Origin of the sequence: Xanthomonas sp. NCPPB 2922 (genome assembly GCF_041520885.1) — a bacterium.
GTDB classification, from domain to species: Bacteria; Pseudomonadota; Gammaproteobacteria; order Xanthomonadales; family Xanthomonadaceae; genus Xanthomonas; species Xanthomonas campestris.
In genome coordinates, this window is the sequence record NZ_JBGOFY010000009.1 from 23910 (window position 1) to 50424 (window position 26515).

Below are 26515 nucleotides of genomic sequence, written 5' to 3' on the forward strand. Positions count from 1 at the left end.
GGGGGCTCTCCGGGAGGAACTCAGGTGGGGTCGAGACAGGCGCACAGCGCATCGCGTAGCGCCTGCCGGGCAGCATCAGGCAACGGGCGATCGTGCTCGTCGGTAATCTGGAACTGGTCTTCGGCGCGCTCGCCGAAGGTGGCAATGCGGGCGTCGTGCACGCGCAGGTGCTGCATGCGCAACACGTGCGCCACGTCGGCCAGCAGGCCCGGGCGGTCAGGCGCCACCAGGCTGATGCGGGTGCGCCTGCCACCGGCACTTTCGCTGAATTCCACCCGCGGGGCGAAGCGGAAATGCCGCAACTGACGCGGCACCGCGCGCCGTGACGGGCGCACTTTGAGCAGATCGCCCGCCAGTACCTGGCGCAGGGCGGCGGCCAGGCGCTGCGGGTCGCCATCGGCGGAACTGTCCTGCGGCAGCACTTCGAACACGTCGAAGATCGCATCGTGTGGCGCGTCCAGCACGCGGGCGCGATGAATGCCGTAGCCCTTGCGGTCCAGCGTGGCCACGATCGCCGAAAATAATCCATCGCGGTCGGGCGAATACACGAACACTTCCAGCGCGTCGTTGTCGGGCACCGCGCGGCGCGCCTTGACCAACGTCTGGCCGATCTGCACCTCGATCAACGAGGCCGCTTGCCAGGCCAGTTGCTCGGGCCGGAAACGCAGGAAATTCTCGTCCGGCATGCCCGCAAACTGGCGATCGATGGTGGCATCGTCATGGCCTTGCGCCTGCATCAGCGTGCGTGCGGATTCGCGCGCTTCGCGCAGGCGTTCCTCACGCGGCGGCGGGTGTTCCAGACCTTCGCGCAAGGCGCGGCGTGCGGCGAAATACAGATCCGCCAGCAACCGGTCCTTCCAGGCATTCCACAGTTTGGGGCTGGTGCCGGCGATGTCGGCACAGGTCAGCAGATACAGGTAATCCAGGCGCTCGCGCGTGCCCACCAACGTGGCAAAGCGGTGAATCACCTCCGGGTCGGAGATGTCCTGCTTCTGCGCGGTGACCGACATGCGCAGGTGCTGCTCCACCAGCCAGGTGACCAGCTCGGTATCACCTTCGCTCAACCGATGCGCCAGACAGAACGCGCGCGCGTCCACCGCGCCGAGTTCGGAATGGTCGCCGCCGCGGCCCTTGGCAATGTCATGGAACAAGCCCGCCAGCAACAACAGCTCCGGCTTGCGCAGGCGTGGCCAGACTTCATGGGTGATCGAAAAACGCTCGTCGGCGCGGCCGGCGGCAAACAGCGCGATGTTCCGCAGGACCATCAAGGTGTGCTGATCCACCGTGTAGACATGGAACAGGTCGAACTGCATGCGCCCGGACACACTGGCGAACGCGGGAATCCACTGACCAAGCACGCCCAGCCGCGCCATGCGGTTGAGCGTTTCCACCGCACGCGGGCCGCGCAGCAGCGCCATGAACCGGTCGCGCGCGATGGCGTCGGCAACGTCGTACGCAGGTAGATCGCGCAACACTTCGGCCAGCGCGCGCGCAGTCAACGAATGCAGCCCACGCACCTCGCGGTGGGCCGCCCATTGCGCGAACAACGCAAACACCTGCAGCACATCGCCATCCGGCCAGGTGTCGGCATCGGCGGTGAGATAGCCGCGGCGCAGGCTGAAACCGGCGTCCAGTTGCACCGGCACCGCCTCGCCATCGAACTGTTCTTCGAAGCGCTGCAGCAGGCGGTCGCTGATCCGGCGAATCAACGCGGCGCTGCGATAAAAGCGCTGCATCATCTTTTCCACGCCCAGGCTTTCCGGGTCGTCGGCAAAGCCCAGCCGCTCGGCCAGGGTCTTCTGGTAATCGAAGCGCAGGCGTTCTTCCGGCCGGTTGGCGACCAGGTGCAAGCCGTAGCGCAAGCGCGCGAGTTCTTCGCGTTCGCGCCGCAATGCGGCCGCTTCGTCCATGCCCACATGGCCCAGCCCGACCAGCGCTTCCAGGTCCTTGACCCCGAACGCGCGCAAGGCCATCCAGCCCAACGTCTGCAGGTCGCGCAGGCCCCCGGGGCCGTCCTTGATGTCCGGTTCCAGGTTGTCGGCGGTGTCGCCGAAGCGCTGATGCCGCGCGTGTAGTTCCTCGCGCTTGGCCTGGAAGAATGCGCGCGGCGGCCATACCTGCTGCGGCGCGATCGCGGCGGCCAGCGCCGCACGCGCCTGCGCATCGGCCACCAGCGGGCGCGATTCGATCAGTGCGGTGAGCACGGTCTGGTCGGCGGCCGCACTCGTGCATTGCGCGGGGGAACGCACCGCATGGCTGATTGGCAGGCCCACGTCCCACAACAACGCGAACAAGCGCGCCAGCGCCTGCTCGTGGCGTTGTTGCGCAGCGGTCTCGCCTAGCACCAGCAGGTCCACATCCGAACGTGGAAACAGTTCACCGCGCCCGTAGCCTCCCACCGCATGCAAGGACAGCCTGGCGTCGGCAGGGATACAGCGCGTCCACGCATTGCGCATCAATTGATCGACCGCGCGCGCGCGCAAGGCGAGCAGACGCTCGGTCGGCTCGCCCTGGTCGAAGCGCTTGCACAGCCGCATGTCCGCATGCACCAGCAGCGGACGGGCCTCGGCGGCCCAGTCGGCGTCGCCGGCGACGCCCGGATCGGGTCGGTCCGCCGGCGTTGCGGTCATGCCGGCGCGGAGGCGTTGGGCGACAGCGTCAGCACATCCACGCCGTCTTCGGTCACCGCCACCATGTGTTCCCACTGCGCGGACAACTTGCGGTCCTTGGTCACCACGGTCCAGCCGTCCGGCAGGGTCTTATGGTGATAGGTGCCTTCGTTGATCATCGGCTCGATGGTGAAGGTCATGCCCGGCTTGAGCACCAGGCCCTCGCCCGGCCGGCCGTAATGCATCACCTGCGGTTCGTCGTGATAGACCTTGCCGATCCCGTGGCCGCAGTAATCGCGCACCACGCTGAAGCGCTCGGCCTCGGCGAATTTCTGGATGGCATGGCCGACATCGCCCAGCGTCGCGCCCGGCTTGACCGCACGGATGCCGCGCCACATTGCCTCGTAAGTGGTTTCCACCAGGCGCTTGGCCATCACCGACGGCGTGCCCACGTAATACATGCGGCTGGTATCGCCATGCCAGCCGTCCTTGATGACGGTGACATCGATATTGACGATGTCGCCTTCCTTCAGGACCTTGGCCGCGCTCGGGATGCCGTGGCAGATCACGTTGTTGACCGAGGTGCACACGCTCTTGGGAAAGCCGCGGTAGCCGACATTGGCCGGGATGGTGCCCTGCACATTGACGATGTGGTCGTGGCAGATGCGGTCCAGCTCGGCAGTGGTCACGCCTGGTTTCACATGCGGGGCCACCACGTCGAGCACCTCGGCGGCCAGACGGCCGGCGACGCGCATCAGTTCGATTTCTTCTTTGGTTTTCAGATTGACGCTCATGTGGCGGATTATCGCCGATTCCGAGCGAATCTGAATGACTCCACGCTTTGCGCGGCACGCTCGCGCTCGCCGGCGGAAATCCGGCGCAATGGCCCCGGAACTGTGACGAAGGTCTTCACGCGTCAAAACTGCGTGAAACGGAGTCATCCGTAAGACATCCCATTTTTTGCTAAAGACCCAAAAAAAACAGCGGGATAGCTAACCGATTCATGGTTATCTTTGGCACGGGCGATGCATTACGAGGAGGGCGACGACTTGGTCGCGTCATCAATGACCTATTCGGTCAAGGAAATGTCCATGCGTAATGTCCGCCCTGTCTTACTCTCTCTCGGCCTGCTCTCGACCGTCGGCATCGCGACAGCAGCAGACACCACCACCTTCAACGTCAAGATCGCGGTCACCAAGGCCTGCACCATCACCGCGGCATCGGCCACGGACGTCGACTTCGGCTCGGTGCTCTCCACCTCTACCGCAAATGCCGATGCGAACGGCAGCGTCACCGCCCAGTGCACCGCATTGACGCCTTACAACATCGCCCTGAGCGCAGGTAGCAACGCCGGGACGGCCAACGATGTGACCACCCGCCGCATGAAGAACACCGATGCACTGGTCACCACCAACAACTTCGTCGCTTATCAGCTCTACCAGGACCTGGGCCGCAGCACAGTGTGGGGCAGCACCAGCGGCACCAATACGCTGAGCCGCACCGCCACCGGCATCAATCAGATCTACCCGGTGTACGGCCGCGTGACCAACCCGTCCGCCGGCAACCCAGCCACTGGTACCTACCAAGACACCATCACCGCCACGATCATCTATTGAGCCCACGCATGCCGCTATCGCTGCCTTCGCCACTGCGTCCGTTGTTGTTGCTGGCTTTGTCCGGCCTTTGCCTGGCTACCCAGTCGACCACAGTGCGCGCTGCCAGCCTGCAATTGGCGCCCACCTCGCTCACGCTGACCGCCCAGCAGAGCGCCGATGGATTGTGGCTGAGCAACAGCGGCAGCGCGCCGGTGCAGGTGCAGACCCGCGCCTACCGCTGGACCCAGCGCGAGGGCCAGGATCAGCTCGATCCCACCCAGGAACTGCTGATCAGCCCACCCATGCGCACGCTGGCCGCTGGCGAGCGGCAGTTGATCCGCGTGATCCGCGCCGGGCCGCCGCCACGTGGTGAAGAGGTGTGCTACCGCATCATCGTCGACGAACTGCCCAGCGTCGACGCAGACCGCAACGGCATGCAGTTCGTGCTGCGTTACTCGGTGCCGATTTTTGTCCAGCCACCCGGCATCGCCGTGCCCACGCCGCGGCTGGACACGCAACTGGTGGCCGGCAGCGACGGCAACGCGCAGATCCAGATCCGCAACACCGGCAACGGCCATGCACAGGTGGCCGATCTGCGGCACCTGATCGATGGCAAGGCCAAGACGGAGTTGAACGGACTGGTGGGCTACGTCCTGCCCGGCCAGACCATGCGCTGGTCGCTCGGCGCGCCGCTGGCACAGTTTGGCCGCGGCGCCATCACCGCAAGGATCAATGGTGAGGCTGACGAACGCACCCTGCTGGCCGCGCCGTGATGTGGCGCGGCTGACGATGACGCTGCTTGCCGCCGCCATTGGTCTGCAGAACGCTGCAGCCGCCGATCTGGCAGATGTGGCGTCCTTGCCGGATCCTGCACCGCAGACCGGCGTCTTGGCCGCGCAGACCTTGTATCTGGATGTCAGCGTCAACCAGGCCGATCGCGGCCTGGCGCCGTTCGAGCTGGTGGACGGAAATTTGCGTGCGTCGGTGCAGACCTTGCGCAAACTCGGCTTCATCCTGGACGATCAAGCGCCCGAGGCGCTGGTCGACCTGGACCGCATGCCCGACGTCGAAGTGCGTTATGACGCCGCCCTGCAGCGGCTGGCCCTGCAGGTCCCGCTGGCGCAGCTCTCGCTGTCCACCACGGTGTTGAAGAGTGAGGAAGTCGCTCCGCCCAGTGCCACCGCCTCGCCGGGCGCGCTGCTCAACTACGACCTGTATGCCAACCGCAACGCGGGGGCCAGCAGCGTCTCGCTGGCCACCGAACTGCGCGGCTTCGGTCTGGGCCGGGGCATGGTCGAAAGCACGGCCGTGTTCCAGACCTACAACCGCGCGCAAGACCGCGGCTGGCGGGGCGAAGCCGTACGCCTGGACAGCGCCTGGCAGATGGATTTCCCCGACACCGCCACCAGCCTGCGGGTGGGCGATTTCTATAGCGGCTTCGTCGACTGGAGCCGGTCGATCCGCCTGGGCGGCATCCAGATCGGCCGCAACTACGCCCTGCAGCCGTATCGCGTACTGACCCCGACGCCCAGCTTTCTCGGCGAAGCCGCGGTGCCGTCGACGGTGGAGCTGTACGTCGATGGCCTGCGCCAATACAGCGGCCAGGTCCCGGCCGGCCCGTTCCAGCTCGCCGCACAGCCCGGCATCAGCGGCACCGGCCAGGCGCAGATCGTGGTGACCGATGCGTTCGGCCGCGTGCGCCGGCTGGATTTCGCGTTCTACGGCACCCCGCAGTTGCTGGCGCGCGGTATCTCCGAGTGGTCGGCCGGCATCGGCCACCTGCGTCGCGATTACGGTGTGCGCTCGTTTTCTTACGACAGCCGGCCGGTGGCCAGTGCCAGCCTGCGCAAGGGCGTGCGCGAGGATTTCACCATCGAGGCGCATGCCGAAGCCGGCGGCAGCCTGGTCAATGCCGGCGCCGGAGGCATCTGGTTGCTCGGTGTCGGCGGCGTGTTCAACGTGGCCTACGCGCACAGCCAGATGGGCGGCTTGCGCGGCGGCCAATACGTGCTGGGCTACGCCTGGAACAACCGCCGCTTCAATCTCAACTTCGCCACCCAGCGTACCCATGGCGACTATCGCGACCTGGGCGTCCTGCAGGGCAGCTTGCCGGCGAGCGTCAGCGACCGCGCGGTGTTCGGCGTCAACGTCAACCCGCTCGGCTCGCTCGGCACCAGCTACGTCCGGCTGAGCTATCCGCAGGGCGACACCTCGCGCTACGCCAGCGTGTTCTGGTCGCGCAGCTTCGGCCGCAACTGGGCCGCCAACCTGTCCGGCAACCAGAACCTGGATCTGCGCCGCGACCGCAGCCTGTATCTGTCGCTCTCCACCACCTTCGGCGGAATCCGCCAGGCCAGCGCTTCGATGCAGCGCAACGGCAACCGCACCGGCTTTGTGGCCGATGTCAGCCAACCGCTGCCAGGTGACGGCGACCTGGGCGGCGTAGGCTGGCGCCTGCAGGCGCGCGCCGGCGACGACGCCAGCGGCGGGCTGGCGGAACTGGGCTGGTTGAACCGCGTCGGCCGCTACAGCCTGGGCGCTGCCACGCAAGACGGCGACACCTTCGGCTATGCCAGCGCCAGCGGCAGCCTGGTCTGGATGAACGGGCGCGGTTTCGCCGCGCGTGACGTGCAGGATGCGTTCGCGGTGGTCTCCACCGATGGCCAGCCCGGCATCCCGGTGCGCCTGGAAAACCGCCTGATCGGCGTGACCGACGCCAAGGGCATGTTGCTGGTGACCCCGCTGCAGTCGTGGCAACGCAATCAGCTGTCGATCGATACGCTGGCATTGCCGGCCAACCTGCGTGTGGACCGGGTCGACACCACGGTGACCCCGCGCCAGCAATCCGGCGTGGCGGTGCGCTTCGGCATTACGCCCGTGCGTGCAGCCATGATCGTGCTGCATGACGCGCAAGGTGTGCCGTTGCCGGTCGGCAGCGTGGTGTGGCGCGAGGGCGATGCCGAACGCGTGGTGGTCGGGTACGACGGCGAAACCTATCTGGACAATCTGCAGCAGGAGAACCGCATCCTGGTCGACCTGCACGACGGCCGCTGCAGCGCGCAGTTCACCTACCCGGCCAATCCCACCGACATCCCGCGCGTCGGCCCGCTACTGTGCATCGCCGAGCCGGCGCCATGAGCCTGCCAGGCCTGGGCCGTTTGTTGTTCGCGCTGGCGATTGCCACGCTGTGGCTGGCCCCAAGCCAGCGCGCGCACGCGGACACAAACTGCACCGTCACGCTCGGCACGCCGCTGGCGTTTGGCAACGTGGCCGCCAACGGCACCACCGACGCGGTGGCAACGCTCAACGTGTCTTGTGCAACTGCCGCGCTCAGCGTCCTGGGCTATGCGCACGTGAGCCTGTGCCTGGATCTGGGCCCCGGCAGCGCCAGTGCCGGACTGTATACGCCGCGCCGCATGCTCAACCCCACCAGCGACAGCCTGGATTTCCAGATCTACTCCGAGGCGACCCGTACCCAGGTCTGGGGGGCCACTGGCTCGACGACGCCCTCGCCGCGCGTACTGACACTTTCGTACGGGGTACCGCTGATCACCGGCGGCTCGCAGACCACGTCGGTCACGCTGTACGGCCGCATTCCAGCCAATCAGACCCTGTCGGTGGGCAACCACACCAGCACTTTCAGTGGCGCCGACACCGTGCTGCGGTATGCCTATACCGAAAGCCTCATCGGCATTCCGCCGGCCCCCAGCAGTTGCACGGCCGGCGGGAGCGGCGCCAAGACCGCCAGCAACGCCTTCCCGTTCACCGCCTCGGCCAACGTGCCCGCCCGCTGCAATACCTACGTCACCACCGACCTGGACTTCGGCACCATCGCCGGCAGCATTACCAGCAACATCGACCGCACCTCCACCGTCAGCCTGTCGTGCACCAACCGGACCGCGTGGAACATCGGCCTGGGCAACGGCGTGAATGCCAGCGGCAGCACCCGCCGAATGCGCCAGGCCAGCAGCAGCAACTACATCACCTACGAGCTCTACCGCGATGCGGCGCGCAGCAACCGCTGGGGCACCACAATCGGCACCGACACCCTGAATGGCACCGGCAACGGCGTCGCCCAGACGGTCACCGTCTATGGGCGTGCGCCGTCGCCACAGCTACCGGCCGCTGGCGCCTATACCGATACGGTGACCGTCTCGATCACTTACTGATGGTTAATTAAGTTCGCATCGGGCACGTCGTTATTGGCTACGTCTCCAATGCAAACGATTGCCTTCATGACGCCGTTCAACCTTCTGAAGTGCTCTGCATTACTTGCGCTGGCCTGCGCCGCCTCCACTGCCGAGGCGGCCGGCACCAGCCAAGGCCTGGAAAATTCCACCCTGCATATCGGCTTGCGCGTGCTCAGCGGCTGCGAACTGCGCACCTCGCCGGCACGCGCCAACTGCTCCAAGGGCACCCCGGCGGCGATCGAACCGGCTGCCAGTGCTGCCCCCGGCACCGCTGGCACTGCCGCCAGCGCAACCGGCCAGGTCGCCAGCGCCTTGGCCGGCCCGGCGCCGACCGGTGCTGCCCGTATCACCACGGTGGCTTTCTGAGATGGCCGGCGCCTGGCCACTGACGCGTTGGCTTGCCACGGTTCTGGCCGCTGGCATGCTTCTGGTCATGTCCACCCCAGCCCTTGCTGCCGAGATCACAATCGCGCCGACCACGGCGCGCATCCCCGCCGATGCCGACCAAGCCACCGTGTGGCTGTACAACCAGGCCGGCAAACCGTGGCGTGCAGAAGCAAAGCTGTATCGCTGGCGTCAGGACGGCGAGCGCGAGGTGCTTGAACCGGCCATCACTGCCACCGTCAGCCCCAGCCAGTTCGAAATTCCCAGCCAGGGCCGCCAGCTGCTGCGGGTGATCCGGCTCGGCCCCAGCCCGGCCACCACCGAAGACAGCTATCGCTTGGTAGTGACACAGCAGGCGAGCGCCGAGGAGCCCGAACTGCTGCGCTATTCCATTCCCGTCTTCACCCTGCCCAGCCAGGCCAGTGAGGCAAAACCGAAGCTGCACGCTCACTTACTCCAGTCCGGCACCGAAAGGGCATTGACGCTGCACAATGCCGGCCTTGGCCACGCCCGCCTGGCCGACCTGGCCTACATCGGTGCCAGCGGCACCCGGCTGAACATCCGCAACGACCTGGCCGGCTATGTTCTGCCCGGGCAGACCCGACGCTGGACGCTGCCGGCCAGCCTGCCCGCCGGCAAGGGCCGCTTCGTGGCCCGTATCAATGGCGACACCGAGAGCACCCTGGTGCTGGAGCCATGATCCGGCGCTGCACGCACCGCGGCCCCTGAGTCACATTGCATCGCCCTGCCCCGGCGGATATACTCCGCCGGCTGTTTTGCGTTTCATGCGCAGCGCGCCGTCCACGTCGGACGTCATCGACGAATTCACACCTGCCGCCGCCATCCGTGCCGGGGTGCCCCGCAAGGGGTTCGTCACGGAGGCGACAGGGAAGCCCAACCCCGGAATTACGTGCGTCCCCGCCAGGGCTCGCACAGTCATGCGCAGGTTTTCAAACCACAGCCGCGCACGGCAATTCCGCTATCAGGAGTTTTTTCAATGCCTCAGGTCACCATGCGTCAGATGCTGGAAGCCGGCGTCCATTTCGGCCACCAGACCCGCTACTGGAACCCCAAGATGGCGCCGTACATCTTCGGCGCGCGCGGCAAGATCCACATCATCAACCTCGAGAAGACCGTTCCGCTCTTCAATGACGCGATGAACTTCCTCTCCTCGATCGCGCAGAAGCGCGGCACCGTGCTGTTCCTGGGCACCAAGCGCAGCGCGCGCGAGTCCATCAAGGAAGAAGCCGAGCGCTGCAACATGCCGTTCATGACCCAGCGCTGGCTGGGCGGCACGCTGACCAACTTCCGCACCGTGAAGCAGTCGGTTGCCCGCCTGAAGGAACTGGAAGCCGCTGAAACCGACGGCACCTTCGAAAAGCTGGTCAAGCACGAAGTGCTGGGCCTGCGTCGCGAGCGCGAGAAGCTGGACGCGTCGCTGGGCGGCATCAAGGAAATGAACCGTCTGCCCGACGCGATCTTCGTGATCGATATCGGCCATGAAGACATCGCCATCAAGGAAGCCAAGAAGCTCGGCATCCCGGTGATCGCCGTGGTCGATACCAACTACGATCCGGCCCTGGTCGATTACGCCATCCCGGGCAACGACGACGCCATCCGCGCCGTGCAGCTGTACGCACGCGCCGCTGCCGACGCCGTGCTGGAAGGCAAGGCTGCTGCGCCGAATTCGGCGTCGGTTCGCGAAGAAGAGTTCTCGGCTGAAGCCGGCGACGAAGGCAAGGGCCGTCGCGCTCCGGCCAAGAAGGCCACCGAGAAGAAGGCCGACGCACCGGCCGCTGCACCTGAGGCACCGGCTGCCGAGTAATCGGCATGCAATGCGGCCGCACCATGCTGTGCGGCCGCAGCCCCGACAGGACCCTCGCGTCCCGTCGCTCGGGCCATTGAAGACACCCACGGGGGCGGCCAGCACGCTGCACCGTCTCCTCATTGGCGGAACACTTCCGCCGCACGTATTCGTCCATACGAGGTAATTCCATGGAAATCACTGCTTCCCTGGTTAAAGAACTGCGCGAGCGCACCGGCGCCGGCATGATGGAGTGCAAGAAGGCACTCGTCGAAAACGCAGGCGACATCGACGCCGCGGCCGAATGGCTGCGCAAGTCGGGTCTGGCCAAGGCTGACAAGAAGGCCGACCGCGTTGCCGCCGAAGGCCGCATCGCCACCGCACAGGCTGGCGGCAAGGCCGTGCTGGTCGAAGTCAACTCCGAGACCGACTTCGTCGCCAAGGACGAGAACTTCCTGGCCTTCACCGACGTCGTCGCCAACGCTGCGCTGAACTCTGACGCGGCCGATGCCGACGCCCTGAAGAGCGTCAAGCTGGACAGCGGCGAGACCATCGAAGAGCGTCGCGCTGCGGTCATCGCCAAGGTTGGCGAGAACCTGCAGGTACGTCGCCTGGTCCGCATCGACAGCGCCAACAACGTCGCGGCCTACGTGCACGGCGGCCGCATCGGCGTGCTGGTCGAGCTCAAGGGCGGCGACGCCGAGCTGGCCCGTGGCATCGCGATGCACATCGCTGCCATGAACCCGCCGCACGTCAAGGCCTCCGACGTCCCGGCCGAGTTCGTTGCCAAGGAAAAGGAAATCGAGCTGGCCAAGATGTCTGAGAAGGACAAGGCCAAGCCGGCCGAAATCCTGGAAAAGATCATCAGCGGCAAGATCAGCAAGATCGTCAACGAAGTCACCCTGTATGGCCAGCCGTACGTGCTGAACACTGACCAGACCGTCGAGCAGGCGGTCAAGGCCGCCGGCGCCGAAGTGATCGGCTTCCAGCGTCTGGCCGTTGGCGAAGGCATCGAGAAGGTGGTGGAAGACTACGCTGCCGAAGTGATGAAGCAGGCCGGACTGGCCTGATTCACCGCGTTCGATGACGAAAAAAGCCGCGGCATGCCGCGGCTTTTTTTTGCCCGCACTGCGCGCTGGCGCAGCGCTGTTTGCCGCCAGGCCGCCTGCATGCGCGGCGTATGCAACCGGCCGCAACGCTACAGATGCGCGTGCCGCTTCCGCTAAAAACGAGATGCCGACCAGGCTTTCCAGCGCCCATTGCGCCTGCGTTGCAGCGCGGCGACTGCACTGCGTGGCGTGCCCAACTCAACGACCGCGGCTGTATGCTTGCGATCACTGTCGGCGATGAACCATGCAACCAGACCTCCAGGCCGCCCTGCACTACTGCCGCAACCTGCCCTCGCCGCCGGGCGTGGCGCTGCGCATCATCGAGCTGGCGCAAGACCCCGACGTCGACATGACCACCACGGCCAACGTCATCGGCATGGACATGGCGTTGAGCGCACGCATGTTGCGCGTGGCCAATTCCCCGCTGTACGCCAGCCGGCGCCGCATCGACAACCTGGGCCAGGCACTGACCATGCTCGGCCTCAATGCGACCTTGAGCCTGGCGCTGGGCTTTTCGATGGTCCACGGCGTGCGCAGCACGTTCAAAACGCATCCGCTGCACGAGCGCATCTGGCGCCGCGCCGGCCTGTGTGCGCTGGCCAGCCGCATCCTTGGCCAGGCCTATGGCATCCGCAAGCCGGAAGAGCTGATGCTGGCCGGCCTGCTGCAGGACATCGGCAAGCTGGCGCTGCTGCAGGGCACGCCGGAGATATACGCCCCACTGCTGGAACAGGCCCCCGATAACGCCGCACTGCTGGACGCCGAACGCGAGCATTTGGGCGCCACGCATGCCGAGGTCGGCGCCTGGCTGGCGCATCAATGGCAGCTGCCGCCGTACCTGCAGAACGCCATCGCCCAGAGCGAAGAAGAGCCGGCAAGCCTGGAACCCTTCATGGCCTGCGTGGCGCTGTCCGGGCGGCTGGCCGATATCTGGCTGTCGGCCAGTGCGGCCACCGCTACCGAGCGCGCGCAACAGCAGGCGCAGGATGTGCTGGAGCTCGATGCCGAGCGCTTTGAAAAGGTGATCGAGCGCATTGCCGAATCGCTGCCCGAACTCGAAGCCCTGTTCGATATCCGTGTGCCGCAGCCCGAGCACATCCAGCTGATCTTCGAACAGGCACGCGAGCTGGCCATGCTGCGCAGCCTGCGCGAGCTGCAGGACGTGGCCGAAGCACGCCGGCATGCCGACGAATCGGAAAACCGCATGCGCCACCTGGCCGAACAGGCCAGCCGCGATGCACTGACCGGCGTATTCAACCGCCACCAGCTCGGCACCGCGCTCGCGCATGAGTTCGAACTGGCCACCCGGCAGGCGTGGCCGCTGTCGATCGCCTTCATCGACCTGGACGACTTCAAGCGCGTCAACGATGCGCATGGCCACCTGGTCGGCGACGAGGTGCTGCGCAACTTCGCGCAGACCCTGCAGCGCATGGTGCGTACCAGCGACCTGGTGGCGCGCTATGGCGGCGAAGAATTCCTGGTGATACTGCCCAACACCACCGCCGAGGCCGCGCTGATGGTGATCGAGCGCATCCTGGCCGAAACCGCACGCACACCGATGGCGCAATTGCCCGGCGGGCCGCTGCACATCACGTTTTCTGCGGGATTGGCCACGCACGGTGGCGGCGACCGCCAGTTCGAAAGCATCGAGCATCTGTTGCAGGCCGCCGACACCACGCTGTATCGCTCCAAGCATCGCGGCCGCAACCGCGTCACCGCCTACGATGCGACCGAGGTGCCGGCGCAACCGACACCACGCGCGCACTGAGCAACACGGCACGCATCGCGCAACAAAGGAATTTTTACCACGCCCGGTGACAGGCTTCCGCTAGAATTGCCGGCGTTTGCCGATCCCCCACCCCCGAGGCCTGCCCCATGTCTGAACTTTCCTATCGCCGCATCCTTCTCAAACTTTCCGGGGAGGCGCTGATGGGGGATGGGGATTACGGCATCGACCCCAAGGTCATCAATCGCCTCGCGCATGAAGTGATCGAAGCCCAGCAGGCCGGCGCGCAGGTGGCGCTGGTGATCGGCGGCGGCAACATCTTCCGCGGTGCCGGCCTGGCTGCCAGCGGCATGGACCGCGTCACCGGCGACCACATGGGCATGCTGGCCACCGTGATCAACGCGCTGGCCATGCAGGACGCGCTGGAAAAGCTCGGCGCCAAGGTGCGCGTGATGAGCGCGATCAAGATCAACGACGTCTGCGAAGACTTCATCCGCCGCCGTGCGATCCGTCACCTGGAAAAGGGCCGCATCGCGATCTTCGCCGCCGGCACCGGCAACCCGTTCTTCACCACTGACTCGGGCGCCGCGCTGCGTGCGATCGAGATCGGCGCCGATCTGCTGCTGAAGGCGACCAAGGTCGATGGCGTGTACGACAAGGATCCGAAGAAGCACAGCGATGCGGTGCGTTACGACAGCCTGACCTACGACGAAGTGATCATGCAGGGCCTGGAAGTGATGGACACCGCCGCCTTCGCACTGGCCCGCGACAGCGATCTGCCGCTGCGCATCTTCGGCATGAGCGAGCCCGGCGTGCTGCTGCGCATCCTGCACGGCGCGCAGATCGGCACGTTGGTACAGGGCCGCAGCTGAGCGACACGGTCGGGCCCGGCTGAGACGCCGCGGCTCGCCAGACAGTGACCACACAGCCGCCTCCGGGCGGCTGTGCTGCATTTTCACCATGCAAACTGGGTCAGCCCCGCCCGCCCGGGCCGTGCGCGCCCATGAATCCCGGCGGGCGCCTGCCGGGCTTTTTGCTGCGCTGCGCCGGCTGTCGGCGCCGCTGGCGGCTATAATCGATCAATTACGATTCACCAGGACGTTCGGCGATGCTCAACCAGATCAAACAAGACGCGCAGACGCGCATGACCAAGAGCATCGATGCTCTGCGCCATTCCCTGACCACCGTGCGCACCGGCCGCGCCTCGCCGGCGCTGCTCGACAACATCAAGGTCAAGGCTTACGGCACCGACACCCCCCTCAATCAGGTCGCCAGCATCAGCGTCTCCGAAGGCCGCTCGCTGGTCATCAGCCTGTTCGACAAGGGCATGATCAAGGACGTCGAGAAGGCAATTTACGCCTCCGACCTGGGCCTGACCCCGACCGTGGTCGGCACCGTGATCCGCCTGAACCTGCCGCCGCTCACCGAAGAGCGCCGCAAGGAGCTGAGCAAGTCGGTGCATGGCGAAGGCGAAGACGCCAAGGTCGCCATCCGCAACATCCGGCGCGATGCCAACCAGCAGGTCAAGGATCTGCTCAAGGACAAGCAGGTCACCGAGGACGAAGCGCGCGGCGCCGAAGACGATATCCAGAAGCTCACCGACAAGGCCATCAAGGACGTGGATGAGGTCGTCAAGGGCAAGGAACAGGAATTGATGACGGTCTGACCGTGGCGTCCACTGCCATGCATTCGGAGCCCTCCGCTGCCGCGGTGCCGCGCCACCTTGCCATCATCATGGATGGCAACGGGCGCTGGGCGCAGCGTCGGCGGCGTCCGCGCGTGATCGGCCACCGTGCCGGCGCGCGGGCGGTCAACCGCACCATCGATTTCTGTCTCGACAAGGGCGTGTCGGCACTGACCTTGTTCGCGTTTTCCAGCGAGAACTGGGGCCGCCCGCAGGACGAAGTCGACGCACTGATGAAGCTGTTCCTGCATGCACTCGATCGTGAGGTCGAAGAGTTGCAGCGGCGTGGCGTGCAGGTGCGTTTCATCGGCGACCGCAGCCGCTTTACCGCGCCACTGCGCGACCGCATGGCCGGTGCCGAGCGCATCACCGCGGCTAACACGCGGCTGGTGCTGAGCATCGCCGCCAGTTATGGCGGCCGCCAGGACATCGCCATGGCCGCGCGTGCGCTGGCCGTCGAGGTCGCGGCAGGCCGGTTGCAGCCGGAGCAGATCGACGAAGCCTTGCTGGCCAGCCGGGTCGCGCTGGCCGACCTGCCTGCACCGGACCTGTTCATCCGCACCGGCGGCGACACCCGGATCAGCAATTTCCTGTTGTGGCAGCTCGCCTACACCGAGCTGTGGTTCACCGAAACCCTGTGGCCGGAGTTCGACGCCGGCGTGCTGCAACAGGCTCTGGACGACTATGCCGGGCGCGAACGCCGCTTCGGCCTGACCAGCGCCCAGATCGCCGAGAAGGCGACGGAGACGTCTTCCGCATGACCCAGACCCGTGTGATTGCCGCGCTGATCATGGCGCCGCTCGCCATCTGCGCGATCGTGCTGCTGCCCACCCAGTGGCTGGCGGCGCTGGCGGCGATCCTGTTCCTGACCGGGCTGTGGGAGTGGCTCAAGCTGTCCGGCATCGACGACAGCCTGCCGCGCACCGTGCTGCTGATGCTCAACCTGCTGCTGATGGTGCTGATGGTCTGGGCATCGGTCGGCTCGATGGTGCTGTTCCAGATCGCTGCCCTGGTGGGCGTGGGCTGGTGGCTGGTGGCGCTGCTGTGGCTGCGGTTCTTCAACTTCGGCGCCGACCACGGCAATGGCCAGGCACGCGCGCTCAAGCTGGCCGCCGGCACGCTGGCGGTCCTGCCGGCCTGGGCCGCGCTGGTGCTGCTGCACGCCAATCCCGACAAGGGCAACCTGTGGCTGCTGACCGCGCTGACCATGGTCTGGGCGGCCGACTCGGGCGCGTATTTCGCCGGGCGGCGGTTCGGCAAGCACAAGCTGGCACCGCGGATCAGCCCCAACAAGACCATCGAAGGCCTGCTGGGCGGGCTGGTCGCCGGTATTGCAGTGGCCTGCGCCTTCGGCTGGCTGGCCGGGCTGACCCTGGCGCATGTGCCGCAGCTGGTGCTGGTGGCCGCAGTCGCAGTCCTGGCCTCGGTGCTGGGCGATCTGTTCGAAAGCCTGCTCAAGCGGCATGCCGGCGCCAAGGATTCGGGCACGGTGATTCCCGGCCACGGCGGCGTACTGGATCGGATCGACGGCGTGCTCGCCGCGCTGCCGGTGTTCGCGCTCGGCAAGGAAATTCTCGGATTCTAGGCATGTCAGGTTCTTCTCTTCGTCGGGTCGCGGTGTTTGGCGCGACCGGCTCCATCGGTGCCTCGGCACTGGACGTGATTGCCCGGCATCCGGATCGGCTGCGTGCCAGCGTGCTGTCGGCCGGCAGCAAGGTCGATGCGCTGCTGGCGTTATGCGTGCGGCACCGCCCCGCCCATGCGGTGATCGCCGACGCCGCGTTGTATCCGGCATTGCGCGATGGTTTGCGCGCCGCCGGCCTGACCACCCAGGCGCATGCCGGTGATCAGGCGCTGGACGCGCTGGCGGCCAGCGATGCCTGCGACACCGTGGTGGCGGCGATCGTCGGCGCCGCCGGCCTGTCGTCCACCCTGGCGGCCGCGGCCGCCGGCAAGCGCCTGTTGCTGGCCAACAAGGAATCCCTGGTGCTGGCCGGCGAGCTGCTGACCCGCACCGCGGCTGCGGCCGGCGCGGAGATCATTCCGATCGACAGCGAGCACAGTGCGATCTTTCAGTGCCTGCGCTCCTGCGACGCCAGCCGCGGGGTGCGGCGAGTGATCCTGACCGCCTCCGGCGGGCCGTTCCGCGGCCGCCAGCGTGCGCAATTGGCCGAAGTGACGCCCGCGCAAGCAGTGGCGCACCCAAAATGGTCGATGGGCCCGAAGATCTCGGTCGACTCGGCCACGCTGATGAACAAGGGCCTGGAAGTGATCGAGGCGCACCATCTGTTCGGCCTGCCCGGCGAGCAGATCGACGTGCTGGTGCACCCGCAGAGCCTGGTGCATTCGTTGGTGGAATTCGTCGACGGCTCTACCCTGGCCCAGCTCGGGCTGCCGGACATGCGCACCGCCCTGGCGGTCGGCCTGGCCTGGCCGGAGCGCGTCGAGTCCGGCGTCGGCGGCCTGGATCTGCTGCAACAGGGCCGGCTGGACTTCGAAGCTCCCGACACCGAGGCGTTCCCGTGCCTGCGCCTGGCCTGGGACGCCTTGCGCGCCGGCGGCACCGCGCCGGCCATCCTGAACGCGGCCAACGAAGTGGCTGTTTCAGCGTTTCTTCAGGGCAAGGTGGGTTTCCTAGCCATCCCTGCGTTGGTCGAACACACGCTGACAACGCTTCAGCGGCAGAATGCCGATACCCTGAATACTCTCCTTTTCGCCGATGCCGAAGCACGCCGAACCACTGAACGCGCCCTCGCCCATCATTCCCTTCATGCCTGATCGAACCACGCTGCCGAGTTGCATCCATGGGTGATTTCATCGGTTCGGTCTGGTGGATGATCGTCAGCCTGGGCGTGTTGGTGACCTTCCACGAATTCGGGCACTTCTGGGTCGCGCGCCGCTGCGGCGTCAAGGTGCTGCGCTTTTCGGTCGGTTTCGGCAAGCCGCTGTGGATGCGCCGCGACCGCCACGGCACCGAGTTCGCGATCGCCGCGATCCCGCTGGGCGGCTACGTGAAGATGCTCGACGAGCGCGAAGGCGAGGTGCACCCCGCCGAGCGTGAGCAGGCCTTCAACCGCAAGACGGTGTGGCAGCGCATCGCGATCGTGGCCGCCGGGCCGATCGCCAACCTGCTGCTGTGCATGGTCATGCTGTGGGCGATGTTTGTGATCGGCAAGCAGGATTACTCGGCCACCGTCGGCCGCGCCGATGGGCTGGCCGCCGCTGCCGGGCTGGTGCCGGGCGAGCGCATCGTGCGCATCGACGGCCGCAGCGTCAGCAGCTGGAGCGATGCCGGCATGCAGTTGACCACCGCGGCCATGGACCGCCGCGACGTGCAGGTGCTGACCGCAGCGGAGGAAGGCGGCAACAGCGAGCACACGCTGCGCCTGTCGCAGCTGCCAGTGGGGTTCGACGAGCGCCGCGTCGCCACGCTGGCCGGCATCGGCTGGCAGTTCATGCTGCAGCCGCCGGTGGTGGACAAGGTGGTCGCCGGCTCGGCGGCCGACGGCGTCCTGAAGCCGGGCGACCGGATCGTGGCCATCGACGGCCAGCCGATTCGCTCGGCCGGCGAAGTGCCCGCCCAGCTCCAGGCGCTGGGCACGCAGGGCGGCACCGGCATGATCGAGGTCGCGCGCGAAGACGACCGGCTGGCGCTGGAAATTGCCCCGCGCAAGTCGCCCGAAGGCCAGTGGATGCTGGGTGTGGGGTTTGCGGCCACCGCGGCGCCGGCCTACGACAGCCGCCAGCAATACGGGGTGTTTGCCGCGGTACCTGCCGCGATCCGCGAAACCGGCAAGATGACCGCCGATTCGCTGGGCATGATGAAGCGCATGCTGACCGGCCAGGCCTCGGTGAAGAACATTTCCGGCCCGGTCACCATCGCCCGCGCCGCCAACGCCTCGGCCGAACGCGGCGTGGACTGGTTCCTGTATTTCCTGGGCCTGCTCTCGCTCAGCCTGGCCATCATCAACCTGATGCCCATCCCAATCTTGGACGGTGGGCACCTGCTGTATTACCTTATTGAGTTGGTCAAGGGCAGCCCGATCAGCGAACGGGCCATGATCGCCGGGCAATATGTCGGCCTCGCGGTCCTGGCAGGCTTGATGGGTCTGGCGTTCTACAACGACATCCTCGGCCTGGTTCCACGATGAAGCTGCTCCACTCTTTCCGCCTGTTGTCGTCGTCATACGCCGGCACCCAGCAACACCCGCAATCGACTCCAACCGGATGTGACATGACGCGTCTTCCCACTCGCCGCCTGCTTGCCCTCGCTCTTGCCGCCGGCCTCAGCCTGCCAGCCGCCGCAGCCCTGGCCGCCGAGCCGTTCGTCGCCAGCGACATTCGCGTGGACGGCCTGCAGCGCATTGCATCCGGCACCGTGTTCACCTACCTGCCGGTGAACCGTGGCGATACCGTGGACGATGGCAAGGTCGCCGACTCGATCCGCGCGCTATACCGCACCGGCTTCTTCGAAGACGTGCAGCTGGATCGCCAGGGCAACATCCTGGTCATCACGGTCAAGGAACGCCCGGCGATCAACAAGCTCACCGTGACCGGCAACAAGGACATCAAGTCCGAAGAGCTGCTCAAGGGCCTGGGCGACATCGGCCTGACCGAAGGCGGCACCTTCGACCGTCTGAGCCTGGACCGCGTGACCCAGGAGCTGACCCGTCAGTACAACAACCGCGGCAAGTACAACGTCGAGATCACCCCGACGGTCAGCCCGCTGGACCGCAACCGCGTCGATGTAGCCATCGCGATCAAGGAAGGAAAGGCGGCCAAGATCCGCCACGTCAACCTGATTGGTACGGAAAAGTTCGCCAACGAAGACATCCTGGAAAACTGGGAATCCAAGGAGCACAACTGGGCCTCGTGGTACCGCCGCGACGACCAGTACTCCAAGGAAAAGATGTCCGGCGACCTGGAGAAGCTCAACTCCTGGTACCTGGACCGTGGCTATGTCGACTTCAGCGTCGACTCCACCCAGGTGTCGATCAGCCCGGACAAGCGCGACATGTTCGTCAGCGCCGGCGTGACCGAGGGTGAGCAGTACAAGATTTCCGAGATCAAGGTCACCGGCGACACTGTATTGCCGCAGGCCGACATCGAGCGCCTGGTGATCCCCAAGGCCGGCGACATCTTCTCGCGCGCCTTGCTGGAATACACCTCCGATGCCATCACCAACACGCTGAGCAACGTCGGCTACGCCTTTGCCAAGGTCAACCCGATCCCCACGCCGAACCGCGAAGACCGCACCGTTGCAGTGAACCTGCAGGTCGTGCCGGGGCCGCGCGTGTCGGTGCGCCGCATCCTCTACAAGGGCAACAGCCGCACCTCCGACGAGGTCTTGCGCCGCGAAATGCGCCAGTTCGAGAACACCTGGTACTCGCAGGCCGCGATCGACCGTTCCAAGATCCGTCTGCAACGCCTGGGCTACTTCGAGAGCGTGGACGTGGAAACCCCCGCGGTGCCGGGCAGCAACGACCAGGTGGACGTGGTCTACAACGTCAAGGAAACCACCTCAGGCAGCTTCGTCTTCGGCCTGGGCTTCTCGCAAGCGTTCGGCGTGACCACCTCGGTGCAGCTGTCGCAGAACAACTTCCTGGGCGGCGGTAACCGGGTGGCAGTGGAAGCCTCGCGCAGCACCTTCCAGCAGCGCTATGCATTCTCCTACACCAATCCGTTCTTTACCGACGACGGCGTGTCGCTGGGCTACAACCTGTCGTGGCGAGAGCTGGACTATTCTGACTTCAATACCGCCCAGTTCAACAGCACGAATGGGTCGGCACAGGTGGTGTTCGGCGTGCCGATCACCGAGAACGATACTGTCTCGGCGATGATCGGCGTCGATAGCAATCAGATCACTACCTTCCCGGGTACGACGCCGCAGGCAATTGTCGACTACATTCAAGCGATCGGCACCGATACTTTCAAGGCCGTGCGGACTGAGTTCGGTTGGGCGCGTGATACTCGCAACGACTTCTTTATGCCGACGCGCGGCATGTATCAGCGTGTTGGCCTGGAAACCACGCTTCCTGGTTCCACCGTGGAGTACTACAAGCTTAATTATCAGATTTCGAACTACTGGCCGATCATTCCTGCGATTGTTCTCAATACGCGGTTTGAGTTGGGCTATGGCGACAGCTACGGCAAGGACAGTTCTGGCGTAATCACCAACGCCGACGGCACCACGCGTCCGGTCACCGCCACCGGCCTGCCCTTCTACGAGAACTTCTACGCTGGCGGTACCAATTCGGTGCGCGGCTTCGAAGACAACACGCTGGGACCGCGCTCGGAGGCGATCAACGGATTCAACCGTGGTCAGCCACTCGGCGGCTCGTTGAAAACGGTGGGCTCGGTGGAAATGTATTTCCCGAAGTTGTTCGACAGCCCGTCGGCGCGCATCTCGGCGTTCTTCGACTTCGGCAACGTTTACAGCGACGTGGATGCTTTCAAGGCCAATGAGCTGCGCGCCTCAACCGGTGTCGCACTCCTGTGGCGCGCCCCGGTCGGCCCGATTTCGATCAGCTATGCGTTCCCGCTGAAGAAGGAAGACAACGACGAAATCGAGCGTCTGCAGTTCACCTTCGGCGGCCAGTTTTAAATCGTACGCAGCAAAACAATGGCGGCCCGACTACTCGGGCCGCCATTGTTTGTTTACACCAGGTCTGTTTTCGGCACTGACTCAGTAGGTGCTGAGGTAGTTGCTCCACACGGTGCCCAGGCAGTCGGCGGTGCCGCTCCAATCGGAGCTGTTGACGCACTGGACCTGCTGGTCCCACAGGCTCTGCGCATTGGCTTGCTGTTCCGAGAAGTCATACGCGGAGGCGGTGCTGACCGCACCCAGCAGGACCAGGCTTCCGAAGACGGAGAGGACAGTTTTCATATGCTTCTTCCCAGGTGTGCCGCACGATTGCGACCACGCAAGGGATACGCCCGGAGTTTTAGTCAGTTGTTGGTTGCGTTTTCTTTTCGTAAAACCAGTGCCTTCATGTTTAGAAGAGGTTCACCTGATGCGTTTGACCGCCAGTGAGATTGCCGCGCAATTTGGTCTGACCGTTGTCGGCGATGGCGCCACCGAAGTCAGCGGTGTCGCCACCCTGGCGCACGCGGGAACAGGGCAGCTGAGCTTCCTGGCCAATCCGCGCTATCGCCCGCAGTTAGCCGAAACGCAGGCGTCAGTGGTGATCCTGCGCGCTGACGATGCCGAGTCTGCGCAGGGCACAGCCCTGGTTGCCAAGGACCCGTACACCGCATTCGCCAAGATCGCCGCGCTATTCGATGTCGCGCCGGTGCGTGCGCCCGGCATCCATGCCTCCGCAGTGATCGACCCGACCGCCACCGTGTCGCCAACTGCGCATGTCGGCCCGTTTGTGAGCATTGGCGCGGGCAGCCGCGTGGGCGATGGTTGCGTGATCGGCGCCGGCAGCATCATCGGCGAAGACTGCGTGGTCGATGACGGATGCGAACTGATTGCCCGCGTTACCCTGGTGACCCGTGTTCGCCTGGGCAAGCGCGTGCGCCTGCATCCCGGCGCGGTGCTCGGCGCCGACGGCTTTGGCCTGGCGATGGACGCTGGCCACTGGATCAAGGTGCCGCAGCTGGGCGGCGTGGTGATCGGCGACGATTGCGAAATTGGGGCCAACACCTGCATCGACCGCGGCGCGCTGGAAGACACCGTACTGGAAGAAGACGTGCGCGTGGACAACCTGGTGCAGATTGCGCACAACTGCCGCATCGGCGCGCACAGTGCGATCGCCGGCTGCACCGGTATCGCCGGCAGCGCAAAGATCGGCCGCTATTGCCTGCTGGGCGGCCACGTTGGCGTGGTTGGCCATCTGGAGATCTGCGACAAGGTGGTCATCACCGGCAAGTCGGTGGTGCGCAATTCCATCCATGAGCCCGGCGAGTACTCGTCCGGCACCCCTCTCACCGACAATCGCACGTGGCGCAAGAATGCCGCGCGCTTCAAACAACTCGATGCGCTGGCAAGGCGCATTCTGGCTGTGGGCAAGGAGAACCAATGAGTCACCCCATTTACGAGCTGCCGATCGACGTCAATCAGATCCAGACGCTGATCCCGCACCGCTACCCGTTCCTGCTGATCGACCGCGTCATCGAGCTGGACCTGGAAGCCAAGCGCATCGTCGGGCAGAAGAACGTCACCATCAACGAGCCGTTCTTTCAGGGGCACTTCCCGACCCGTCCGGTGATGCCGGGTGTGCTGATCATCGAAGCGCTGGCGCAGGCCGGCGGCGTGATGACCCAGCTCGGCCTGGGCCGCGATGCGCTGTCCAAGCTGTTCTACATGGTCAAGGTCGACAACGCCCGCTTCAACAAGCAGGTGGTGCCGGGGGATGTGCTGATCCTGGAGGTGCAGATGAAGCGCCTGATCCGCAACATGGGATGCTATTACGGCGAAGCCAAGGTCAACGGCGAAATCGTGGCCAGTGCCGAAGTCATGTGCGCCGGCGCCAGGGAATAACCCGTTTTTGGAGGTGAGACGATGCGTGATCAGGCACCCTTGATTCATCCCACCGCTGTCATCGACCCTGCGGCGCGGCTGGCCAGCGATGTGCGCGTCGGCGCGTTTTCGCTGATCGGCGCAGACGTGGAGATCGGCGCCGGCACCGAGGTGGGGCCGCATTGTTCCATCCACGGCCCTAGCCGGATCGGCAGCAACAACCGCTTCATCGGCCACGCCGCGATCGGCGGCGAACCGCAGGACAAGAAGTACGCCGGCGAGCGCACCGAACTGGTGATCGGCAACGGCAACGTGATCCGCGAGTTCGTCACCATCAACCGTGGCACCGGCGGCGGCGGCGGCATCACCGTGGTCGGCGACGACAACTGGATGCTGGCCTACACGCACGTGGCGCACGACTGCCATGTCGGCAATCACTGCGTGTTCTCCAACAACACCACGCTGGCCGGCCATGTCACCGTGGGTGACTACGTGATCATCAGCGGGTTTGCCGGCGCGCATCAGTTCTGCCGCATCGGCGCACACGCCTTCCTGGGCATGGGCGCGCTGACCAACGGCGATGTACCGCCGTTCACCATGGTGGGCAGCGACTCGCTGGGCCGCCCGCGCGGCATCAACAGCGAGGGGCTCAAGCGCCGCGGCTTCGATGCCGAGCGGATCTCCGCGATCAAGCGCGCCTACCGCACGCTGTATGTGGCCGGCCTGCCGCTGGCCGAAGCAAAGCTGCAGCTGGCCGAACAGGCGCGCGACAGCGACGACGTGCGAGGGCTGCTCGAGTTCATCGAGGCGGCGGAACGGCCGCTACTGCGATGACCGGAATCGGGAATCGGAAACCGGAACACGCTGCAGGCGCGCACGTTGGTGCGGCCGTCACCGTCCCGGATGCCGCATCGATTCCCCATTCCCCACTCCCGATTCCCGGCGCGCGCATGCGCGCTCCACGTATCGCCCTGATCGCCGGCGAAGCATCCGGCGACATCCTCGGTGCCGGCTTGATCGACGCACTGCGCCGCCGCTATCCCGATGCCGAATTCGTCGGTATCGGTGGCGATGCGATGCGCAGTGCCGGATGCCAGACCTGGTTCGACGCCAGCGAGCTGGCGGTGATGGGCCTGACCGAAGTGCTGCGGCATCTGCCGCGCCTGCTGAAATTGCGCAGCGCCTTTCGCGAGCGCGTGCTGGCGTGGAAGCCGGATGTCTTCATCGGCATCGACGCGCCCGACTTCAATCTGCCGGTGGAACGCTGGCTCAAGCAGCGCGGCGTGCGCACCGTGCATTACGTGAGCCCCTCGGTGTGGGCCTGGCGCGAGAAGCGTGCCGAGAAGATCGGCGTCAGCGCCGACCTGGTGTTGTGCCTGTTCCCGATGGAGCCGCCGATCTACGCCAGGCATGGCGTGGATGCGCGCTTCGTCGGCCACCCGATGGCCGACGCCATTGCCTATCAGGCCGACCGCGAGGCCGCACGCGCCAAGCTGGGGCTGTCGACGTCCAGCACCGTGCTGGCGGTGCTGCCAGGCAGCCGGCATGGCGAGATCAGCCGGCTGGGCGACACCTTCTTCCAGGCGGCCTGGCTGGTCTCCGAGCACCTGCCCAACCTGCACGTGCTGGTGCCGGCCGCCAATCCGGGCTGCAAGCAGTTGCTGGCCGAGCAGTTGTCGCGCAGTTCGCTGCCGGTGATGCGCTCGCACCTGCTCGATGGCCAGGCGCGCACCGCGATGCTGGCCGCCGACGTGGTGCTGCTGGCCTCCGGCACCGCCACCCTGGAAGCGATGCTGGTCAAGCGGCCGATGGTGGTCGGCTACAAGGTTGCGCCGCTCACCTACCGCATCGTCAAGACGCTCGGCCTGCTCAAGGTCAACCGCTATGCCCTGCCCAACATCCTGGCCAACGAAGACCTGGCGCCGGAGCTGATGCAGGACGACTGCACCCCCGAGCGCCTGTGCGTGGCCCTGCTGGACTGGTTCAAGCACCCCGAAAAAGTCGCCGGCCTGCAGTCGCGCTATCTGGCCCTGCATGCGCAGCTGCGCCAGGACGCCTCGACGCGCGCGGCCGAGGCGGTGGCTGAGCTGCTTGAAGGCAGGGAATCGGGAATCGGGAATCGGGAATCGGGAGGAGCGGGGTCATGACGCGCTCAAGCTCGGACCGCGTGATCGTCGTTCCGGCGGCGCAGAACGCGCTGTTTACCGATTCCCCATTCCCGACTCCCGATTCCCGCCTCATTGCCGGCGTCGACGAAGCCGGCCGTGGTCCGCTGGCCGGGCCGGTGGCCGTGGCTGCGGTGGTGTTCGACCCGGCCAAGCCGCGCATCAACGGGCTGGACGATTCCAAGCAGCTCAGCGCCGAGCGCCGTGAGCAGCTGTATGCCCGCATCGTCGACCGCGCGCTGGCCTGGTCGGTGGTGCTGATCGACAGCGAAGAGATCGACCGCATCAACATCTACCAGGCCACCATGCTGGGCATGCGCCGTGCGGTGGAAGGCGTGGCGCATGTGGCCGGGTTTGCGCGCATCGACGGCAACCGGGTGCCCAAAGGGCTGCCCTGCCCGGCCGAGGCATTGATCGGCGGCGATGCACTGGACCGCGCCATCATGGCGGCCTCGATCGTGGCCAAGGTCACCCGCGACCGGCTGATGCGCGAGCTGCATGCGCAGCACCCCCAATACCGCTTCGACCTGCACAAGGGCTACAGCACTCCGGCCCATCTGGCGGCCCTGCAGACCCACGGGCCGTGCCCGCAGCACCGGCGCAGCTTTGCCCCGGTGCGCCGTGCGCTGGGGCTGGAGACCGCCCAAACCGCCTGGGACGTGCCCTGCGCGCCTGCCGATGGACTGCTGCTGGCCGAGTAAGCCGATCCATTGCCGTCTGCAGGTCGCCGGGTCGCCGGGTCGCCGGGTCGCCGCTACAAGGCTCTCGCGCTCGCCACGCAGCTT

Annotated in this window: 24 protein-coding genes; 21 read left to right on the top strand and 3 right to left on the bottom strand. The window is 66.0% G+C overall.

The window, feature by feature from the left end; translation table 11 throughout:
- Positions 1 to 20: 20 nt before the first annotated feature.
- Together ACD584_RS11735 and map are read right to left on the bottom strand one after the other, a co-directional pair.
- Complete coding sequence (locus ACD584_RS11735; protein WP_076036077.1) at positions 21 to 2630, bottom strand: [protein-PII] uridylyltransferase; 2610 nt, start codon at positions 2628 to 2630, stop codon at positions 21 to 23.
- Positions 2627 to 3403 (bottom strand): type I methionyl aminopeptidase, encoded by a 777-nt coding sequence (gene map, locus ACD584_RS11740; RefSeq protein WP_011036574.1) that lies wholly within the window; start codon positions 3401 to 3403, stop codon positions 2627 to 2629. Before map ends, ACD584_RS11735 begins: the two co-directional genes overlap by 4 nt.
- A 270-nt stretch (positions 3404 to 3673) precedes the next feature.
- On the opposite strand from map, the gene ACD584_RS11745 reads away from it, so the two are divergent.
- The 16 genes from ACD584_RS11745 (at position 3674) to bamA (ending at position 21705) form a co-directional block, all read left to right on the top strand.
- The gene (locus ACD584_RS11745; RefSeq protein ID WP_029216855.1) at positions 3674 to 4225 is read left to right on the top strand and encodes a spore coat U domain-containing protein; all 552 of its coding nucleotides are present in this window, start codon (positions 3674 to 3676) and stop codon (positions 4223 to 4225) included.
- An 8-nt stretch (positions 4226 to 4233) separates the two neighbouring features.
- On the top strand, positions 4234 to 4977 hold the full coding sequence (locus tag ACD584_RS11750; RefSeq protein ID WP_175611529.1) for a molecular chaperone: 744 nt from the start codon (positions 4234 to 4236) through the stop codon (positions 4975 to 4977).
- Positions 4978 to 4993: 16 nt separating this feature from the next.
- On the top strand, positions 4994 to 7342 hold the full coding sequence (locus ACD584_RS11755; protein ID WP_076037739.1) for a fimbria/pilus outer membrane usher protein: 2349 nt from the start codon (positions 4994 to 4996) through the stop codon (positions 7340 to 7342).
- Positions 7339 to 8373, top strand: a complete 1035-nt coding sequence (locus ACD584_RS11760; RefSeq protein WP_175611530.1) for a spore coat U domain-containing protein — start codon at positions 7339 to 7341, stop codon at positions 8371 to 8373. Before ACD584_RS11755 ends, ACD584_RS11760 begins: the two co-directional genes overlap by 4 nt.
- A gap of 48 nt (positions 8374 to 8421) precedes the next feature.
- The gene (locus ACD584_RS11765; protein ID WP_016944177.1) at positions 8422 to 8760 is read left to right on the top strand and encodes a hypothetical protein; all 339 of its coding nucleotides are present in this window, start codon (positions 8422 to 8424) and stop codon (positions 8758 to 8760) included.
- Position 8761: 1 nt separating this feature from the next.
- Positions 8762 to 9478 (top strand): molecular chaperone, encoded by a 717-nt coding sequence (locus ACD584_RS11770; protein ID WP_070692700.1) that lies wholly within the window; start codon positions 8762 to 8764, stop codon positions 9476 to 9478.
- A 297-nt stretch (positions 9479 to 9775) separates the two neighbouring features.
- Positions 9776 to 10603, top strand: coding sequence for a 30S ribosomal protein S2 (gene rpsB, locus ACD584_RS11775; protein ID WP_011269915.1), 828 nt, complete (start codon positions 9776 to 9778; stop codon positions 10601 to 10603).
- A gap of 170 nt (positions 10604 to 10773) precedes the next feature.
- A complete protein-coding gene (gene tsf, locus ACD584_RS11780) occupies positions 10774 to 11652 on the top strand; it encodes a translation elongation factor Ts (protein WP_012438814.1) in 879 nt (292 codons plus the stop codon).
- 283 nt (positions 11653 to 11935) lie between these two features.
- Complete coding sequence (locus ACD584_RS11785) at positions 11936 to 13459, top strand: GGDEF domain-containing protein (RefSeq protein WP_070692698.1); 1524 nt, start codon at positions 11936 to 11938, stop codon at positions 13457 to 13459.
- Positions 13460 to 13566: 107 nt separating this feature from the next.
- Positions 13567 to 14289 carry a UMP kinase gene (gene pyrH / locus ACD584_RS11790; RefSeq protein ID WP_011036563.1) on the top strand — a complete coding sequence of 241 codons (723 nt, stop codon included), beginning with the start codon at positions 13567 to 13569 and terminating at the stop codon, positions 14287 to 14289.
- A 236-nt stretch (positions 14290 to 14525) separates the two neighbouring features.
- Positions 14526 to 15083: a ribosome recycling factor gene (gene frr / locus ACD584_RS11795; protein WP_011036562.1), complete on the top strand. Its 558-nt coding sequence runs from the start codon at positions 14526 to 14528 to the stop codon at positions 15081 to 15083.
- Between the two features lie 17 nt (positions 15084 to 15100).
- Positions 15101 to 15862 carry a polyprenyl diphosphate synthase gene (gene uppS / locus ACD584_RS11800; RefSeq protein ID WP_029629000.1) on the top strand — a complete coding sequence of 254 codons (762 nt, stop codon included), beginning with the start codon at positions 15101 to 15103 and terminating at the stop codon, positions 15860 to 15862.
- Positions 15859 to 16686 (top strand): phosphatidate cytidylyltransferase, encoded by an 828-nt coding sequence (locus ACD584_RS11805; RefSeq protein WP_011036560.1) that lies wholly within the window; start codon positions 15859 to 15861, stop codon positions 16684 to 16686. The genes uppS and ACD584_RS11805 overlap by 4 nt, the downstream gene beginning before the upstream one ends.
- A 2-nt stretch (positions 16687 to 16688) precedes the next feature.
- The gene (locus tag ACD584_RS11810; RefSeq protein ID WP_076036081.1) at positions 16689 to 17879 is read left to right on the top strand and encodes a 1-deoxy-D-xylulose-5-phosphate reductoisomerase; all 1191 of its coding nucleotides are present in this window, start codon (positions 16689 to 16691) and stop codon (positions 17877 to 17879) included.
- 26 nt (positions 17880 to 17905) lie between these two features.
- Complete coding sequence (rseP, locus tag ACD584_RS11815) at positions 17906 to 19252, top strand: RIP metalloprotease RseP (protein WP_076036082.1); 1347 nt, start codon at positions 17906 to 17908, stop codon at positions 19250 to 19252.
- A gap of 83 nt (positions 19253 to 19335) precedes the next feature.
- Positions 19336 to 21705 (top strand): outer membrane protein assembly factor BamA, encoded by a 2370-nt coding sequence (gene bamA, locus ACD584_RS11820; RefSeq protein ID WP_019237827.1) that lies wholly within the window; start codon positions 19336 to 19338, stop codon positions 21703 to 21705.
- An 81-nt stretch (positions 21706 to 21786) separates the two neighbouring features.
- On the opposite strand, the gene ACD584_RS11825 is transcribed toward bamA, so the two are convergent.
- Complete coding sequence (locus ACD584_RS11825) at positions 21787 to 21987, bottom strand: hypothetical protein (protein ID WP_011269917.1); 201 nt, start codon at positions 21985 to 21987, stop codon at positions 21787 to 21789.
- 127 nt (positions 21988 to 22114) lie between these two features.
- Here ACD584_RS11825 and lpxD point away from each other — a divergent pair, with 127 nt between their 5' ends.
- The 5 genes from lpxD to ACD584_RS11850 are packed head-to-tail and all read left to right on the top strand — an operon-like array spanning position 22115 to position 26431.
- Positions 22115 to 23128: a UDP-3-O-(3-hydroxymyristoyl)glucosamine N-acyltransferase gene (lpxD, locus tag ACD584_RS11830; RefSeq protein ID WP_076036084.1), complete on the top strand. Its 1014-nt coding sequence runs from the start codon at positions 22115 to 22117 to the stop codon at positions 23126 to 23128.
- Entirely contained in the window at positions 23125 to 23586 is a 462-nt protein-coding gene (gene fabZ / locus ACD584_RS11835; RefSeq protein ID WP_011036554.1) for a 3-hydroxyacyl-ACP dehydratase FabZ, read from the top strand. Before lpxD ends, fabZ begins: the two co-directional genes overlap by 4 nt.
- 21 nt (positions 23587 to 23607) lie before the next feature.
- Complete coding sequence (gene lpxA / locus ACD584_RS11840; RefSeq protein WP_070692692.1) at positions 23608 to 24399, top strand: acyl-ACP--UDP-N-acetylglucosamine O-acyltransferase; 792 nt, start codon at positions 23608 to 23610, stop codon at positions 24397 to 24399.
- Positions 24396 to 25712, top strand: a complete 1317-nt coding sequence (lpxB, locus tag ACD584_RS11845; protein WP_175611531.1) for a lipid-A-disaccharide synthase — start codon at positions 24396 to 24398, stop codon at positions 25710 to 25712. The genes lpxA and lpxB overlap by 4 nt, the downstream gene beginning before the upstream one ends.
- Complete coding sequence (locus ACD584_RS11850; RefSeq protein ID WP_070692689.1) at positions 25709 to 26431, top strand: ribonuclease HII; 723 nt, start codon at positions 25709 to 25711, stop codon at positions 26429 to 26431. Before lpxB ends, ACD584_RS11850 begins: the two co-directional genes overlap by 4 nt.
- Positions 26432 to 26515: the final 84 nt, after the last annotated feature.